Source organism: Rhodoferax sp. GW821-FHT10B06 (assembly GCF_059415605.1).
The window spans coordinates 76,040-91,916 of sequence record NZ_JBWKNO010000015.1; the positions used below are offsets into that span (position 1 = coordinate 76,040).

Below are 15,877 nucleotides of genomic sequence, written 5' to 3' on the forward strand. Positions count from 1 at the left end.
AACCGCTATGTCCCCGCTTCCCCCTTCAATGGCTGACCGTGACGGCAAAATCTGGATGGACGGCCAGATGGTCGATTGGCGCGATGCCAAGATCCACGTGCTGACGCACACCCTGCACTACGGTTGCGGCGCGTTCGAAGGCGTGCGGGCCTACAACACGGTGAACGGCCCGGCGATCTTCCGGTTGCAGGAGCACACCGAGCGCCTGTTCAACAGCGCCAAGATCCTGCGCATGAAGATCCCGTTCACCCAGGAACAGGTGAACGAAGCGCAATGCGCGGTGATCCGCGAGAACAAGCTGGAATCTGGCTACCTGCGTCCGCTGACCTGGATCGGCGACAAGAAGCTGGGCGTCAGCCCCAAGGGCAACACCATCCACCTGATGGTCGCTGCCTGGCCCTGGGGCGCCTACCTGGGTGAAGAAGGCATGAAGCGCGGTATCCGTGTGAAGATCAGCAGCTACACCCGCCACCACGTCAACATCACCATGACCCAGGCCAAGGCGGTGAGCAACTACACCAACTCCATCCTGGCGAACATGGAAGCCACGGACGACGGTTACGACGAAGCCATGCTGCTGGACGCCAACGGCTTTGTGTCCGAAGGCGCGGGCGAGAACCTGTTCGTGGTCAAGGGCGGCGTGGTCTACACCCCCGACCTGTCGGCCGGCGCGCTGAACGGCATCACCCGCAACACGGTGTTCCACATCTGCAAGGACTTGGGCCTGGAAGTGGTGCAAAAGCGCATCACCCGCGACGAGGTCTACATCGCTGACGAGGCCTTCTTCACCGGCACCGCTGCCGAAGTCACGCCCATCCGCGAACTCGACCGCATTGAACTAGGCAGCGGCAGCCGTGGCCCGATCACCGAAAAAATCCAAACGGCCTTCTTTGACATCGTCAATGGCCGCAACCCCAAATACGCCCACTGGCTGACGAAGGTTTCCGCATGAGCAACGCCAATATTGAACTCCTGGCCAAAGACCTGAACGCCCAAGGCGGCGTGTTCTGCCCCAGCCCCAAGGCCGACATGAAGCTGTGGAATAGCCACCCCAAGGTGTATCTGGACGTGGCCCACACCGGCTCGGCCAAGTGCCCGTACTGCGGCACGGTCTATGCGCTGAAAGCCGGCGAACACTTCGGCGGTGGCCACTAACTCCCTGGTCATCGCGCCCCAATGGATTGGGGACGCGGTGATGACCGAGCCGCTGATGCGCCGCCTGCATGCGCGCGGCGAGCGGCTCACGGTGGGGGCTTTGCCCTGGGTGGCGCCGGTGTACCGCGCCATGCCGCAGGTGGCCGAGGTCATTGACTTTCCCTTTCAGCATGGCGGCTTGCAGTGGCAAGCGCGCCGCGCAATGGCGGCGCAACTCCAGGGCCGTTTCGATACCGCCTATGTGCTGCCGAATTCGCTCAAAAGCGCGCTGTTGCCGTTTCTGGCACGTATTCCGCGCCGCATCGGCTATGTAGGTGAATCTCGCCTGGTGCTGCTGAACCAGCGCCTGCCAAATCCGCCCAAGGGCGAGCGCCCGCCCATGGTGGCTTACTACTCGGCCCTGAGCGGTGAAACCGGACTGGAGCAGGACCGCCCGCATCTGCAGCTGGATGCGCAGCCGGTGGCCCAGGCCCTGGCCGCGCTGGGCTTGCAGATCGGTGGCTATGTGGTGTTTGCGCCGGGCGCCGAGTTTGGCCCTGCCAAGCGCTGGCCGGCTGCGCACTTTGCGGCCCTGGCCCAGCAGCTGGACGTGCCGGTGGTGCTGTTGGGCTCGGGCAAGGAGCATGCGTTGTGCGAGGAAATTGCCGGTCCGGTGAACGCCGTACGCCCCGGCTGGGCCATGAACTTTGCAGGAAAAACCACGCTAGCGCAGGCGCTGTCTGCGATAGTTGCTAGCAAAAGTGTAGTGAGCAACGATTCCGGCCTGATGCACGTGGCGGCGGCTTTTGGCGTGCCCCAGGTGGCGGTGTTCGGCTCCAGTAGTCCGCTGCACACCCCGCCGCTGAACGACCATGCCCACGTGCTGTGGCTGAAGCAGGATGCGACCTACCAGCCACCGCTGGATTGCGCGCCGTGCTTCCAGCGGAATTGCCCCTTGGGACACACACGCTGTCTGGTAGACGTGGGGCCGGAACGGGTATTGCATGCGCTAGCATGAGAAACTGCCGCAGGCGGTGTATACACATCGCGTGGTGGCAGTTTTAAAAGAAGCTGTTACAGTCCACCGCCACAGCGGCTAGGTACCGCACATCGGAACCAGAGCCTGCAGCCGCTCCAGGTTCTTGGATAAACAACAGAGAAGTGTTTGCCCCATTGATCGCGATGACACCCAAGAATCTCACACCCGTTCTGCAGCACCTGGTAGACATCACCGGCCACCGTGACCACTCCCGGCTGGAGCTGTCCGTGGTTTCGGCGCTGCGCCAGCTGATGGGCATACGCCGCATCCGCAAGCTGGAATTTCTTACGCAGGACGATGTGACCTACGTGCGGCCGCATCTGCTGCTGGAGCACGACCAGGTGTTTGCGATAGAAGAAAACAGCAGCGATGAAAATTTCGACCTGCTCAGTGACTACCCCGAGCTGGCCAAGTGCATAGACCAGCAGACCGACCGCGTACAGCGCCTTGAGGCCGATGGTTCCGATATCCTGTGGCTGCCAGTGCGGCTGGACAACAAGATCGTCTCCTGCATCGAGATCACCAACGACACGGCCTACAGCGCGCAGGCCATCGACATGATCCACGGCATCATCGAGGTCTACCGCAACTACCAGAGCCTGCTGGACTACAGCGAGCGTGATGCGCTCACCGGCCTGTTCAACCGCAAGACCTTTGACGAGCAGTTCTCACGCTATGCCCGCAATACCGCCGTTGGGCCGGTTGGCGAGCGGCGTACCCACGGCGACACCCAGTGGCTGGCCGTGGTGGACATTGACCACTTCAAGCTGGTCAACGACCGCTTTGGCCACGTGTACGGCGACGAGGTGCTGATTCTGGTGGCCAACCTGTTGCGCTCCTCGTTCCGTAGCAACGACCGCATCTTCCGTTTTGGTGGCGAGGAATTCGTAGTGCTGTTGCGCTCGGCCGACCTGGAGCACGCGCGTGGCATCTTTGAGCGCTTCCGCCAGAACATTGAAGAATACGATTTCCCCCAGGTGGGTCGCGTTACCGTCAGCGTGGGCTTTACCGGCACCAGCCAGGGTGCACCGGTGGAAATCCTTGGCCACGCCGACCAGGCCCTGTATTACGCCAAGCAGCACGGCCGCAACCAGGTCTGCTTCTATGAAGAGCTGATGTCCGGTGGTCGTCTACAGGTTGCTGATATAGCGCATAACGACGTCGAATTGTTCTAAACAGTCAGCTCGTTTTACACGCGGCTGCTTTAGCCTAAAGTAGGGGTATACAGGGTTCTCCCTGCCCCGCTACCCCGAAAGCCGCGCCATGCCCCTTGAGACCGACGTCTCCTTCCGTTTTGATAACAGCTATGCCCGCGAACTGAGCGGCTTCTACGCACCCTGGCAACCGGCCCAGGTACCCCAGCCTGCCATGGTCAAACTCAACCACGCCCTGGCGGCCGAGCTGGGTCTGGATGCCGAGGCCCTGGACTCCCCCGAAGGTGCGGCCATCTTTGCCGGCAACCGTGTGCCCGACGGTGCTCAGCCCCTGGCCCAGGCCTATGCGGGTCACCAGTTCGGTGGGTTTTCTCCCCAATTAGGCGATGGCCGGGCATTGCTGCTGGGCGAGGTGATCGACATGCACGGTCGGCGCCGCGACATCGCCCTCAAGGGCTCGGGCCGCACACCGTTTTCACGCGGCGGCGACGGCAAGGCCGCGCTGGGCCCGGTGCTGCGCGAATACCTGATGGGCGAGGCCATGCATGCACTGGCCATTCCCACTACGCGCGCGCTGGCGGCCGTCACCACCGGCGAAAAAGTGCGCCGCGATGGCGCCCCCCCCGGCGCCGTGCTGGCCCGCGTAGCGGCCAGCCATATCCGCGTCGGTACCTTCCAGTTTTTCGCCGCGCAGGGTGAAGCGCTGCAGCTAAAAAAGCTGGCCGACTACGTCATCGCCCGGCACGACCCGGTCGTCACCAGCTCCGCCAACCCCTACCTGGCGCTGTTCCAGGCTGTATGCGAACGTCAGGCGCAGTTGGTGGCGCAGTGGATGCTGGTTGGCTTCATCCACGGTGTGATGAATACCGACAACATGGCCTTGTCTGGCGAAACCATTGACTACGGCCCCTGTGCCTTCATGGACCAGTACGACCCGGCCACGGTGTTCAGCTCGATCGACCACCAGGGCCGCTACGCCTACGGCAACCAGCCTGCCATCGCCCGCTGGAACCTGGCCCGCCTGGCCGAAACCCTGCTGCCCCTGGTGCACGCCGATGGTGACCAGGCCGTGGCCCTGGTGACCGAGGTGCTGGACCTGTTCCCCGACCGCTACCTGCAGCATTGGCTGGACGGCATGCGCCGCAAACTGGGCCTGGCCAGCGCGCAAGAAGACGACCTGGTGCTGGCCCAGGGCTTTCTGGCCACGCTGCAGGACCAGTCGGTGGACTACACCCAGGCCTTCCGCGCTCTGGCCGACCTGGTGGATGCGCCCGGCAGCCCGGCGGCCCAGGCACTGCGGGCCCGCTTCAGCGACACCAGCGCCCTGGATACCTGGCTTTCCCGTTGGCACGCCCGCCAGGGCCAGGACCCCATGCCGGCCGCGCAGCGTGCCCAGGCCATGCGCCAAGTCAACCCGGCCTATATCCCGCGCAACCACCGGGTTGAAGAAGCCCTGGCCGCTGCCGTGGAGCGCGGCGACTATGCCCCGTTCGAACGCCTGCTGGCCGTGTTGTCGCGCCCCTTCGATGCGCAGGCCGACTTTGCCGCCTACGCCGAGCCCGCGCCGGCCGCCACGCAGCAGGGCTACCGCACCTTTTGCGGCACCTGAACGCCAACGGCACCTGCTATCTTTGCAATAGCAGGTGCCGTTGGATCCATCAGCGCTGGGCGGCATATAGCCGCTGGGAGCTGCGGGTGGGAGATTACTCGTCGTTATCGGTCGAGAACGTGCGCACCGCGCTGTAGGCGTTGGCCACGCCCGGCACCTTGCTGGCGACGAAGCGGGCCTTGGCTTCTTCCACCGGGCCTTGGGTCCAGCCGTGCAGGGTGACGGAGCCGTTTTGTGCGGTTACCGTCAGGTCCTTGGCGTCGCTGCCCAGGCTGCTGCTCAGAGCGGATTGGACCGAGCTGGCCAGGTCAGCGTCATTGGTCGCAGCATGTGCGGGCAAGAAGGCACCAGCGGCCAGGGCGAACAGAGCGGAAGCGGCGATGCGGTTGAAAGTGCGTGTCATGGTGAATCCTTTGGGGTGGTGCACCAAGATCGGTGCGATGGGCTGATCTTCCCAAGCCGCCGCCAATGGCGTGTTGCGGGGCACGCACGCCAGATTTCAACTGCAATCTAGGGTGAAACCCTAGGCATGCTGAAAACTATGCATTTGATAGCCGCATGCGCAGGTACAGGCTGCGCTGCAGGCCGATTTCTTCATATTTCAAATCTGAGATAAAAAAAGCCCGCCGTAGCGTTACGGCGGGCTTCCTCTTCCTTCCTTTTTGTCACGCAGACGGGCTTATGCGTGGTGCAGGATTTTGTGCTTGGTGGCAGGGTGGTGGGCTGTCTTGCTCAGCTTGCCGTCGGCCTTCACCGGGGCATGGGCCACCTTGTGGATGGGGTGCTTCACCACTTTCTTGGCTACGACCTTGTGCACGGGCTTGGCGGGCGCAGCGGTGGTCTTCACCACTGGCGCGGTGGCGGGGGCTACCGCAGGTGTGGCGGCGGGGGCCTGGGCAAAGCTGGCGGCGCTGGCGGCAGCGAGGGCGAAGGCGGCGATCAGGGTCTTGGCTTGCATGGTGGCTCCTGGAAAGTAGTGCTTGGGTCTATCGGTTGTCACGGGTATGGAGTGTTGAATTCCATGTGTCTACAACGCCTGCGGCTGGAGCTCTGGCCGACGCCAGTGCCTGCAAAGTTTTGTAATCCTGCGCGGCAGCATCGTTATCGCCTTCGGCTTGCTGCGCCTCAAAGGTCTGATTTAAATGCTCTCGTTTTGCTAGCTGCCAGCGCAGGCAATACCTGCGCTGGCGGGTCAAATGGCTTGTGGCTTCAAGGGTGGGTGTAGCGCTGCCGCTGAAATCGGCGTTCAATAGCGGCCGCGTCATCCTTTGCATCAAGGAGTTGTGCCATGGTGTTCACCGGAAAAACCAGCCCTTTGACCGCCCAAGGCGTTGCCAACGCTGCAGGCTCCTTGGGTGTAGACCAGCCCGCGCTATGGGCCGTGTTGACGGTGGAGACCAGCGGCTGCGGCTTTCTGCCGGACCGCCGACCCAAGATCCTGTTTGAACGCCATTGGTTCAGCCGCCTGACCCATGGCCGCTTTGACGCCGACCCCTCGGGCATCAGCAACCCGGTTGCCGGGGGCTATGGTGCAGGCGGCGCCCCGCAGTACGACCGCCTGGCCCAGGCTATGGCGCTGGACGCCGACGCCGCGTTGCAAAGCACCTCCTGGGGCCTGGGCCAAATCATGGGTTTCAACGCCGTGGCCGCTGGCTGCGCCAATGTGACCGCGCTGGTCGCCGCCTCGCAGGACTCGGAAGATGCCCAGCTCCGCGCCATGGCGGCCTTTGTGCAGCACGCGAACCTGGCCGACAGCCTGCGCCGCGGTGACTGGGCCCAGTTCGCCCTGCACTACAACGGCACGGACTTCCAGAAGAACAAGTACGACCAGAAGCTGGACCTGTTCCATAAACGCTATCTGCAAGGCCCCATGCCTGACCTGACGGTGCGCGGTGTGCAGCTAGGCCTGATGGTGCTGGGTTACGGCGGTAACGGCTTTGTGGACGGCTGGTTTGGCGCCGCCACCCAGAGAGCGCTGATGCGTTACCAGCAGCAGGCTGGCTTGCCGGTCAGTGGCGCCATCGACGCGGCCACGCAGGCGCGGCTGTGGGGCGATCTGGGTTGGTGAGCAGCCCGGGCCTGCTCAGCGTTTGATTGCCAGCACCAGCACGCCGCTGGCCACCAGGCCGATGCCCGCCCATTCGCGCAGCGAGGGGCGCTCGCCCAGGAATGCAAAGGCAAACACCGCCACCAGCACCAGGCTGAACTTGTCCACCGGTGCCACCTGCGAGGCCTGGCCCCTCTGCAATGCCCGGAAGTAGCAGACCCACGACGCCCCCGTGGCCAGGGCCGACAGGCCCAGGAACAGCAGGGTGCGGGGCGACAGGTTGCGCGGGTCCATCCACTTGCCGGTGGCGCCTACAAACACCGCCAGCAGGCAGACGATGATGGCCGTGCGCACCAGCGTGGCGAAGTCCGAGTCCACGCCCTGTATGCCCACCTTGGCGAAGATCGCCGTCAGCGCCGCAAAGCAGGCCGATAGCGCGGCCCAGAAGAACCAGCCGTGGGAGGAGTCAAGCATGGGGTGGCCTTTCGCAAACGGGGTGGTGCCGATTCTGCATCTGCGCCGCCCGGCTGTGCGTGATTGCTATGTAAAAAATAGCTGCTTGCGCAGGTATTACGTGCGCCAGAGGGCTATTGGGCTTGCATCTTCGGGGCCGCATGGAACGGACAACTTGGCGGTTATTCCAGCGCCCCCACGCCCCGCAGCCGCTCTACCGCCATGTCCAGAAACGCCCGCACCCGCTGCGCTGCGTAGCGCCCCTCGCGGTGCAGCAGGTGTACCGGCAGGGCTGGGGGCTCGTAGTCGGCCAGCAGGATCTGCAGCCGCCCGGCGCGCACATGCTCGGCTACCTGGTAGGAGAGCAGGCGGGTGATGCCAAAGCCACTGACGGCGGCGGCCATGGCGCTGTCGTTGGTGGTGGTGAGCATGCGGGGCTGCAGCTTCACCAAGCGCGGTGCGCCCTGGTGCCAGAAGCGCCACTCGGTGGTGGGGCCGCTGCCGTGGATGGTGGTAACGGTGTGGCTGGCCAGATCATCCGGTGTGCTGGGCGTGCCATGCTGGGCCAGGTAGGCGGGCGATGCGCAGAGCACGCGGCGCAGCTGGGAAACGCGCACGGCTTGCATGCTGGAGTCGGGCAGGGCGCCGATGCGCACGGCCACGTCCACACCCTCGTCCAGCAGGTTCACCACCCGGTCCAGAAACAGGCAGTGGGCCTGCACCTCGGGGTAGCGTTGCAGGTAGTCGGTGACCAGGGGCGTGACGTGCAGCGCGCCGAACATCAGCGGTGCCGTGATGACGAGGCGGCCACGCGGTGCGCTGTGCATGCCAGCCACCGAGGCGTCGGCGTCGGCCAGTTCGGCCAGGATGCGGCGGCAGTCCTCGGCGTGGCGGGCGCCGGCTTCGGTGAGCCGCACCACGCGGGTGGTGCGGGTGAGCAGGCGCACGCCCAGGTGGCTTTCCAGGTCCTTGATGGCGCGGGTTACGGCCGGGGGCGACAGCTGCAGTTGGCGCGCGGCACCCGCAAAACCCTGCGCGTCGGCCACGGTCACAAAGATTTGCATGGCCTGGAGTCTGTCCATATTCTTCCTGTTTATGGAATGGTGTATTGGAAATAGAGGTGATTCTATTTTTCACCTGGTATCAATACAGTGCATCCATGCGCTGCGTTCCGCGCAGACACTGTCTACACACCTGGAAGGAAAACACCATGAGCCTGGCCCCCGAAGCTCCTCGCCCACCCCTGCCGCCGTTCAACGCCGACACCGCCGCGCAAAAGGTGCGTCTGGCCGAAGACGCCTGGAACAGCCGTGACCCGGCCCGTGTGGCGCTGGCCTATACGCCGGACAGCCGCTGGCGCAACCGCGCGGAGTTTCCGCAGGGCCGGGCCGAGATTAAAGTGTTTTTGCAGCGCAAATGGGTGCGCGAGCTGGACTACCGGCTGATCAAGGAGCTGTGGGCTTTTGATGGCAACCGCATCGCCGTGCGCTTTGCGTATGAGTGGCATGACGCGGCGGGCCAGTGGTTCCGCTCCTATGGCAACGAGAACTGGCTGTTTGATGCGCACGGCTTCATGGCCGAGCGCCACGCCAGCATCAACGACTTGGCGATCACCGAGGCCGAGCGTAAGTTCCACTGGCCCAGCGGGCGCCGGCCCGACGACCACCCGGGCCTGAGCGCACTGGGCTTGTAACCCGCGTTGACCTAAGGTGGGTGCGCCAGCAGAATGGCCGCCGCAGACACTGCCGCCGGGTGGGTCTGCGGCACTATTGTTTTTCGCCAACCCACCGGAATTGCATTATGAAAATCAGTGTTGAAACCACGGTTGCAGCCCTTATCGAGAAAGTGTGGCGTGCCTACACGACGCCGGCCGACATCGTGCAGTGGAATGCCGCGTCACCGGACTGGCACACCACCACAGCCCAGGTGGATTTGCGCGAGGGTGGCGCCTTCTCGTCGCGCATGGAGGCCAAGGACGGCAGCATGGGTTTTGATTTTGCGGGCACGTACACAAAAATCGTCAAGCATGCGTTGATCGAATATGCATTTGGCGACCGCACGGCCCAGGTCACGTTTACCGAGGGCGCGGGCGGCGTACAGGTGCGCGTGACTTTCGACGCCGAATCTACCTACTCCGTCGAGCAGCAGGAACAGGGCTGGCAGGCCATTCTGGGTAACTTCGCACGCCACGTGGAAGCCCTGGCCTGAACTTGCACCATCAGCTGGTCGAGCGGTTTTCGGCGGCCAGGTAGTCCAGAAAGGCTTGCAGCGGCATGGGTTTGGCGAAGTAGTAGCCCTGGCCGTACTGCACGCCCAGCGCGCTGAGCTGGGCCGCCTGGGCGGCGTTTTCAATGCCCTCGGCGACGACCTTGCTGTCCACCGCCTTGGCGATGGCGACGATCTCGGGGATCAGGCTGGAGCGCAGGCTGGCGTCTTCCATCTCGAACACAAAGGACTTGTCGATCTTCAGGAAGTCGGGTGCCACGCGCTTGACCATGCCCAGGTTGGAATAGCCGGTGCCGAAGTCGTCGATGGCGATCAGGTAGCCGTCGGCCTTGAGGCGCTGCAGCTCGGGCACGATCTCGGGCGAGAAGTTGTATTCGGTCACCTCCAGCTCGACCCGCAGGTCCTTGCGGCCGGTGGTATGCATGACGGCCTGCAGATGTGCATGGACCCGGTCGCGCTGCAGATTGTTGGGGAAGAAGTTCAGCGCGATCTTGAAGTCGGTTTGCGCGGGCAGGGCTGCACCCAGTTCGCGCAGGGCACAGGCGCTGATGGCGGTGTCAAACGCCCAGCCCAGGTTTTGCCGCACCAGCGCGGGTATGAACTGGTCGGGGTAGACCAGTTTTTTGCGGTCCTGCAACCGGGCCAGTACTTCGCAGCCTATGGTGCGTCCGCTGGCCAGGTCGCGGATGGGTTGATAGTGGCAGACCACGTTGTCGGGCCGGCACAGGTGGCGGATGCGGTAGTCCATGGACTGGTAGTGCCGGCAGCGCCGGGTCACCACGTCGGCGACCAGAAAGCCCAGCAGCCCACACAGGCCCAGAGCGCCCAGCAGCAGGGCCCAGTAGTCGGCCAATAGCTCGCGCAGCTGCAGCACCGACTGTGCCGAGAGCTGGACAAAGTTGGGCAGGGTGTTGCTGACCAGCAGCACAGCCCTGTGGGTGTCGAGCTGCAGGTGCGGCGTGTTGGGGCCGACTTGGGGGCTGGTCAGGTTGGCGTGTTCGCCACGGAATACCTGGGTGCGTTCGACGCCGCGGCCGGCCCACAGCGTGTCGCTGTGCTGCAGTTTGGCATCGCGGGTGGCGTTGTCGTCCAGTGCGACCTGGAAGGGGCCGCGTTCCACCAGGGTAACGAATACGGTTTCGTCGGCCAGCGGCAAGGGGGCGTTCAGGTAGTAGTGGCCGGCCTCGCCCTGCAGACCTCCGGTATTGGGTGCCAGCGGCGGGTAGATGTCGCCCAGGCTGGTGCTGCAGACCAATTGGCGCTGGCTGTCGAGGATGCCAATGTCGCCCACCACCCGGTGTTTGAACAGCAGGCTGCGTAGTTTGGTGCGGTTGTCAGCGGTGCAGTCTGCGGGATAGATGCTGTTGAGCTCCTGCAGCAGTGCAGTGACTTCCACGCGCCGGTTCTCCATGGTGCGGAATAGCGTGGCATGGCCGCGGTCGATCTCACGCACGCGCAGCCCGATGCCTGCCAGCACGATCGCCAGGCCCATGGCCAACGCCAGGACGCAGCCGCTCAGGCTGCCAACCAACCGCGGGCGGCGCCCAAGCGTACGCCTTAAGACAGGCATGGCTGCGTATTCCATCGTCCCGGCATGGTGGGCTCCCCTTACGGCTATTGATGGCGCTGGCCGGGTGCCGCCCCGGCGCAGAGCTGATGCATTATCAACACATTTATTCCGCTCCCAGGCGGTGCGCGCCTGTGCGGAATATGCCGCCGGATTTTAGGAGTGAAAATGCCGATGGCGCAGGTGGATTCTGCGTAGGCAGCTATCAAAAAATGAGTATGAATGGGTGCGGTGGTCTCAGACGCTATGGTAGGCCTGCTCCAGTGCTGCGATGTCCAGCTTGACCATTTGCAGCATGGCGGCAACTGCGCGCTGGGCGGCGGCGGTGTCGTCGCCCTGCATCATGGCAGTCAGGGTTTTGGGCACGATCTGCCAGGACACGCCGAACTTGTCGGTCAACCAGCCGCATTGCTGGGCGTGGCCGCCGACCATCAGCTGGCTCCACAGATGGTCCAGCTGGGCCTGGGTGTCGCAGGGCACGACCATGGAGATCGCCGGGGAGAAGTTGAAATACGGGCCACCGTTCAGGGCCACAAACTCCTGGCCATCCAGCACAAACTCCACCGTCATGACCGAGCCTATGGGCCGGTGCGTACTTTCCACGTAATGCGTGGTGCTGACGATGCGTGCGTTGGGAAAGACGGATACATAAAACTCCGCCGCCTCTTCGGCGGCTCCGTCAAACCACAGGCAAGGCCCGATTTTCTGCATGGAAATTACCTCCAGTCGCGGGTATGCAGGGTGCGAAATACTCCCTCAACTTCAGGACTGTAGCGCCCTGGCGGACCGGAAGTGGCTGTTTTATTGCTACCGTTTGTATAGCCGGTAACGGTGTGGTGCAGTACCTGCCAGGCAGAGCCACAGGCTTCTAGGGGCTGACTCCATGCGCCAATGTGGACACCGTTTGGCCATGGAGGTGCACGCGGTTGCGCCCAGCGGCTTTGGCCGCGTACAGTGCCTGGTCGGCCTGGTGCAGCACGGCTTGCCAGTGCGGGTCCTGGGCCGAGGCCAGGGCCACGCCCATGCTGGCCGAGATGGGCACGCGCTGGCCCTGGCTTTCACAGACCAGGGTGGCTATACCGCGGCGCAAGCGGTCACACACCTGCAGGGCTGCATCCACCGACACCTCGGGCAGGTAGAGCACGAATTCTTCTCCGCCGTAGCGTGCAAAAGCGTCGTGTTCGCGCAGCATGCTCTGGATGTACTGCGCGCAGCTGACCAGCACTTCATCACCCGTCGCATGGCCGTAGCGGTCGTTGATCTGCTTGAAATGGTCTAGGTCCATCAGCACCAAGGCGGCGCCTGCTGCGGGCTGTTTGGGCAACTGGGCTAAGAACCAGCGCCGGTTGCCCACCCCGGTGAGTGGGTCTGTCTGGGCCATGCGTTGCAGGTGCAGCTGCGAGCGCTCGTTCACCAGGGTGACCGTCAACAAGGCGATGCCGAAGTTGCACAGGATCTCCATGAAGAAAGTGTCCGCAACATTGCCCAGAAGGTCAGATCCGCGGAAGATGCTGAGCACCCGTATCAGGTAAAAAAGCGCTCCCAGCAGCATACATATGGCCAGGGGCTTACGCGACGGCAAGGGTTCCAGCCGCCCGTTACGCAAGATGCCGTACCCGGTCAGTGTCAGGCCCAGAATGGCGCCAGCATAGTAGGTAAGGCCGCGTAACTTGGCTTCGTAGGGGAAGCCGGTGGCAAGCCCCAGCAGAGCCACGCCCAGGGGCAGCAACAGGACCAGGCGGGTCTGTTTCCAGCGCCAGCGTCCTGCCAGTTCGGCGTAGCTGGCCCATAGCAGGCTGTAGCCCAACATGGTGCACAGCAGGCTGATATGCGGGCGCACCATGGTTGGCAAATCTATTCGGCCTGGATGCGTGATGGCGGATGTGAAGGTATATCCCCCCGCCAAGAAAACAAAGGCCAGGGCCAGCAGGCCGATGCCCTGTGTGCCCGAGGATTGCCTGCGCAGTTGCACGAACACCAGCGCCCCCAGCATGAAGGAAGTCTGGTGCAGGAACAGCACCGTGGGCAGGTGGATCTCTAAACTGGCAGCCATTTTTTATGTAGCCATGGGCGCGAACTGTCCATGCAGGCGCACGCAATTGCGGCCTGCGGCTTTGGCGGCATACAGGGCCTGGTCGGCCCGGTGCAGGACCGCGTGCCAATGGGTATCTTGCACGTTGGTAATGGCGATACCGAAGCTGGCCGAGACAGGCACGGGCCGCCCTTGGTTTTCGCATGCCAGTGCCGCCAGGCCCAGGCGCAGGCCTTCGGCGATGGCCTGCGCTTCAGCGGTGTTTGTCCGGGGCAGGTAGAGCACAAACTCCTCTCCTCCGTAGCGCGCGAACACCGCCTCTGGGGGCAACAGGCCCTGGATGCGATGGGCGCATGCCACCAGCACAGCGTCGCCGGTAGCGTGGCCGAACTGGTCATTGATGCGCTTGAAGTGGTCCAGGTCGATCAGCAGCATGGCGGCCCCTGACTCAGGGTGTGCTGGGAGCCGGCCCAGGAAGCTGCGCCGGTTGCCTGCGCCGGTCAGTGGGTCGGTCTGGGCCATCTTCTTCAATCGCACCTGGGTGCGGTCGTTGACCAACGAGATGGTCAGCAGGCACATGGCAAAGCCGCAGACAATTTCAACAAAGAAGGCATCCGCCACGTTGAGCAGAATTTTGGTTTCCTGGTGCATGTTGACGATGTTCAGCATGTAGACCAAGGCGCTTGCCACCAAGCTGCTGGCAAGTAGCGGCCTGTTCGGCAAGGGATCGATGCGGTTTTGCCGCAGCATGCTGTAGGCGGAAGACAGCAGCGCAACGATTGCGTAGCCGTGGTAAATGCTGGCACGCAACAGATTGTTCTGTGGAAATCCTGTGAGCCCGCCTAACAGCGCGATAGCCACCGGCAGAAGCAGCATCCACCGGTCTTGCTGCCAGTTTCCAGTACCTGCCAGTGTGTTGAAGCCACCCCACATCAGCGTGTATCCCAGTGTGCCAAATAACAAGCTCAGGTGCGGCCATACGGCCATGGCCACTGGAAGATGGTCCGTCATGCCCGCAATGGTTGCACCCGCAGCCAGCAACAAAAAGCTGGCGGCCAGCAGGCCCAAGCTAACGCGCTTGCTCTCATGCGATTGCTTGCGTACATGCATGAACACCAGTCCACCTATGAACAGGGAGGTGGTGTTGAGCAATAAAACCGTACGTAACTCGATCTCGAACGCCATGTCCTTGTGTTCGCCAAATGCGGATGGGGCGATATTGCGGGCGGCAGGACGTACGCGCTACACATCCGGGACAGCGTCTCCTGGCTATGATTTTAAGAGCCAATTGTGATGGCTGGATGTGCTGCAACACGGCATTTGGGCTGTGCATGGGGCCTGCCCAATGGGCCCTGCACTGCTGGATGACAGCTTCGCGACAAAGCCCGCCGTGCCACGGCTTGGCGGCTGCAATGCAGCATGAAGCTGCATTTGCGAAACACGGTCTATTTGGAGCCTTAAATAGACCGTGAACAGTTTCTCAAGACAGGCGTTGGTCCGTAGAGGGTTTTTTCCACAGATTGATGCCGCCGTCCACCGCATGCTGGTCGATCGCGGTGAGTTCTTCGGTGCTGAAGTGCGCGTTCTTCAGCGCACCGGCCAGTTCCACGATCTGCTCTGGGCGGCTGGCGCCGATCAGGGCCGAGGTGACGCGCGGGTCGCGCAACACCCAGGCGGTGGCCATCTGCGCCAGGCTTTGGCCACGGGCCAGGGCCATCTCGTTCAGTGCGCGCACATGGGCCAGGTTCTGCGGGCTCAGGTGGTCTTGCTTAAACGAGCTGCCGCCGGGGCGGTTGATGCGTGCGTCGGCGGGCACGCCGTTCAGGTACTTGTTGGTCAGCAGGCCCTGGGCCAGCGCGCTGAAGGCGATGCAGCCTATGCCCTGGTCACCCAGGGTGTCCAGCAGCTCTTCTTCGATCCAGCGGTTGAGCATGCTGTAGGACGGCTGGTGGATCAGGCAGGGCACGCCCATCTGCTTGAGGATGGCAGAGGCCTCGCGGGTCTTGCCGGCCGAGTAGCTGGACAGGCCCACATACAGTGCCTTGCCCTGTTGTACGGCCGTGGCCAGCGCACCCATGGTTTCTTCCAGCGGGGTGTCGGGGTCGAAGCGGTGCGAGTAGAAGATGTCCACATAGTCCAGGCCCATGCGCTGCAGGCTTTGGTCCAGGCTGGCTAGCACGTACTTGCGGCCACCGCCGCCCTGGCCGTAGGGGCCGGGCCACATGTCGTAGCCGGCCTTGCTGGAGATTACCAGCTCGTCGCGGTAAGGCCTGAAGTCGCGGCGCATGTGCTCGCCGAAATTGGTCTCGGCGCTGCCGTAGGGTGGGCCGTAGTTGTTGGCCAGGTCGAAGTGGGTGATGCCCAGGTCAAACGCTGTACGTAGCATGGCGCGCTGGGTTACCAGTGGTGTGGTGTCGCCAAAGTTGTGCCATAGGCCCAGGGTGATGGCAGGTAGCTGCAGGCCGCTGCGCCCAGAACGGCGGTACGGCATTTTGTCGTCGTAGCGGTCGGTTGCGGCGTGGTAGGTCATGTTCTGTCTCCAAGGCTGTTGTAAGCGGAGCAGGCATTCTAGGAAGGATCGCCACCATTTGTGCGGCAGCCGCACTATGCCCTGGC

The 15,877-nt window shown here is 63.3% G+C and carries 18 protein-coding genes; 8 read left to right on the forward strand and 10 right to left on the reverse strand.

Annotated features, from left to right (window positions below; translation table 11 throughout):
• The first annotated feature begins 7 nt into the window (after positions 1-7).
• From AC07O2_RS20130 to AC07O2_RS20150, 5 genes are all read left to right on the forward strand, one after another.
• A complete protein-coding gene (locus AC07O2_RS20130; RefSeq protein ID WP_495234148.1) occupies positions 8-952 on the forward strand; it encodes a branched-chain amino acid transaminase in 945 nt (314 codons plus the stop codon).
• On the forward strand, positions 949-1,155 hold the full coding sequence (locus tag AC07O2_RS20135) for a zinc-finger domain-containing protein (protein WP_116607525.1): 207 nt from the start codon (positions 949-951) through the stop codon (positions 1,153-1,155). The genes AC07O2_RS20130 and AC07O2_RS20135 overlap by 4 nt, the downstream gene beginning before the upstream one ends.
• Positions 1,145-2,152: a lipopolysaccharide heptosyltransferase II gene (gene waaF, locus AC07O2_RS20140; protein ID WP_495234149.1), complete on the forward strand. Its 1,008-nt coding sequence runs from the start codon at positions 1,145-1,147 to the stop codon at positions 2,150-2,152. The genes AC07O2_RS20135 and waaF overlap by 11 nt, the downstream gene beginning before the upstream one ends.
• A 164-nt stretch (positions 2,153-2,316) precedes the next feature.
• Positions 2,317-3,348, forward strand: a complete 1,032-nt coding sequence (locus AC07O2_RS20145) for a GGDEF domain-containing protein (protein WP_495105554.1) — start codon at positions 2,317-2,319, stop codon at positions 3,346-3,348.
• A gap of 88 nt (positions 3,349-3,436) precedes the next feature.
• The gene (locus AC07O2_RS20150; RefSeq protein ID WP_495234150.1) at positions 3,437-4,936 is read left to right on the forward strand and encodes a protein adenylyltransferase SelO; all 1,500 of its coding nucleotides are present in this window, start codon (positions 3,437-3,439) and stop codon (positions 4,934-4,936) included.
• Positions 4,937-5,030: 94 nt separating this feature from the next.
• Here AC07O2_RS20150 and AC07O2_RS20155 read toward each other — a convergent pair whose 3' ends face one another.
• From AC07O2_RS20155 to AC07O2_RS20165, 3 genes are all read right to left on the reverse strand, one after another.
• A complete protein-coding gene (locus AC07O2_RS20155; protein ID WP_495234151.1) occupies positions 5,031-5,339 on the reverse strand; it encodes a BON domain-containing protein in 309 nt (102 codons plus the stop codon).
• 276 nt (positions 5,340-5,615) lie between these two features.
• Entirely contained in the window at positions 5,616-5,894 is a 279-nt protein-coding gene (locus tag AC07O2_RS20160) for a hypothetical protein (protein WP_495234152.1), read from the reverse strand.
• Positions 5,895-5,922: 28 nt separating this feature from the next.
• A complete protein-coding gene (locus AC07O2_RS20165; RefSeq protein WP_495234153.1) occupies positions 5,923-6,186 on the reverse strand; it encodes a hypothetical protein in 264 nt (87 codons plus the stop codon).
• A gap of 38 nt (positions 6,187-6,224) precedes the next feature.
• Here AC07O2_RS20165 and AC07O2_RS20170 point away from each other — a divergent pair, with 38 nt between their 5' ends.
• A complete protein-coding gene (locus AC07O2_RS20170) occupies positions 6,225-7,004 on the forward strand; it encodes an N-acetylmuramidase domain-containing protein (RefSeq protein WP_495234154.1) in 780 nt (259 codons plus the stop codon).
• A gap of 15 nt (positions 7,005-7,019) precedes the next feature.
• Here the strand turns inward: AC07O2_RS20170 and AC07O2_RS20175 are convergent, their stop codons facing one another.
• Positions 7,020-7,457: an EamA family transporter gene (locus AC07O2_RS20175; protein ID WP_495234155.1), complete on the reverse strand. Its 438-nt coding sequence runs from the start codon at positions 7,455-7,457 to the stop codon at positions 7,020-7,022.
• A 161-nt stretch (positions 7,458-7,618) separates the two neighbouring features.
• Positions 7,619-8,518, reverse strand: coding sequence for a LysR family transcriptional regulator (locus AC07O2_RS20180; protein ID WP_495234156.1), 900 nt, complete (start codon positions 8,516-8,518; stop codon positions 7,619-7,621).
• A 128-nt stretch (positions 8,519-8,646) separates the two neighbouring features.
• Here AC07O2_RS20180 and AC07O2_RS20185 point away from each other — a divergent pair, with 128 nt between their 5' ends.
• Positions 8,647-9,129 (forward strand): nuclear transport factor 2 family protein, encoded by a 483-nt coding sequence (locus AC07O2_RS20185; protein ID WP_495234157.1) that lies wholly within the window; start codon positions 8,647-8,649, stop codon positions 9,127-9,129.
• Positions 9,130-9,236: 107 nt separating this feature from the next.
• Entirely contained in the window at positions 9,237-9,644 is a 408-nt protein-coding gene (locus tag AC07O2_RS20190; protein WP_495234158.1) for an SRPBCC family protein, read from the forward strand.
• Between the two features lie 10 nt (positions 9,645-9,654).
• Here AC07O2_RS20190 and AC07O2_RS20195 read toward each other — a convergent pair whose 3' ends face one another.
• The 5 genes from AC07O2_RS20195 to mgrA all read right to left on the reverse strand — a co-directional run bounded on the left by AC07O2_RS20195 (position 9,655) and on the right by mgrA (position 15,791).
• Positions 9,655-11,232: an EAL domain-containing protein gene (locus tag AC07O2_RS20195; protein WP_495234159.1), complete on the reverse strand. Its 1,578-nt coding sequence runs from the start codon at positions 11,230-11,232 to the stop codon at positions 9,655-9,657.
• Positions 11,233-11,466: 234 nt separating this feature from the next.
• Positions 11,467-11,940 carry a VOC family protein gene (locus AC07O2_RS20200; RefSeq protein ID WP_495099718.1) on the reverse strand — a complete coding sequence of 158 codons (474 nt, stop codon included), beginning with the start codon at positions 11,938-11,940 and terminating at the stop codon, positions 11,467-11,469.
• Positions 11,941-12,097: 157 nt separating this feature from the next.
• Positions 12,098-13,282: a GGDEF domain-containing protein gene (locus AC07O2_RS20205; RefSeq protein ID WP_495234160.1), complete on the reverse strand. Its 1,185-nt coding sequence runs from the start codon at positions 13,280-13,282 to the stop codon at positions 12,098-12,100.
• Positions 13,283-13,285: 3 nt separating this feature from the next.
• Positions 13,286-14,446: a GGDEF domain-containing protein gene (locus AC07O2_RS20210; RefSeq protein ID WP_495234161.1), complete on the reverse strand. Its 1,161-nt coding sequence runs from the start codon at positions 14,444-14,446 to the stop codon at positions 13,286-13,288.
• A gap of 295 nt (positions 14,447-14,741) precedes the next feature.
• Positions 14,742-15,791 carry an L-glyceraldehyde 3-phosphate reductase gene (mgrA, locus tag AC07O2_RS20215; RefSeq protein ID WP_495105566.1) on the reverse strand — a complete coding sequence of 350 codons (1,050 nt, stop codon included), beginning with the start codon at positions 15,789-15,791 and terminating at the stop codon, positions 14,742-14,744.
• Positions 15,792-15,877: the final 86 nt, after the last annotated feature.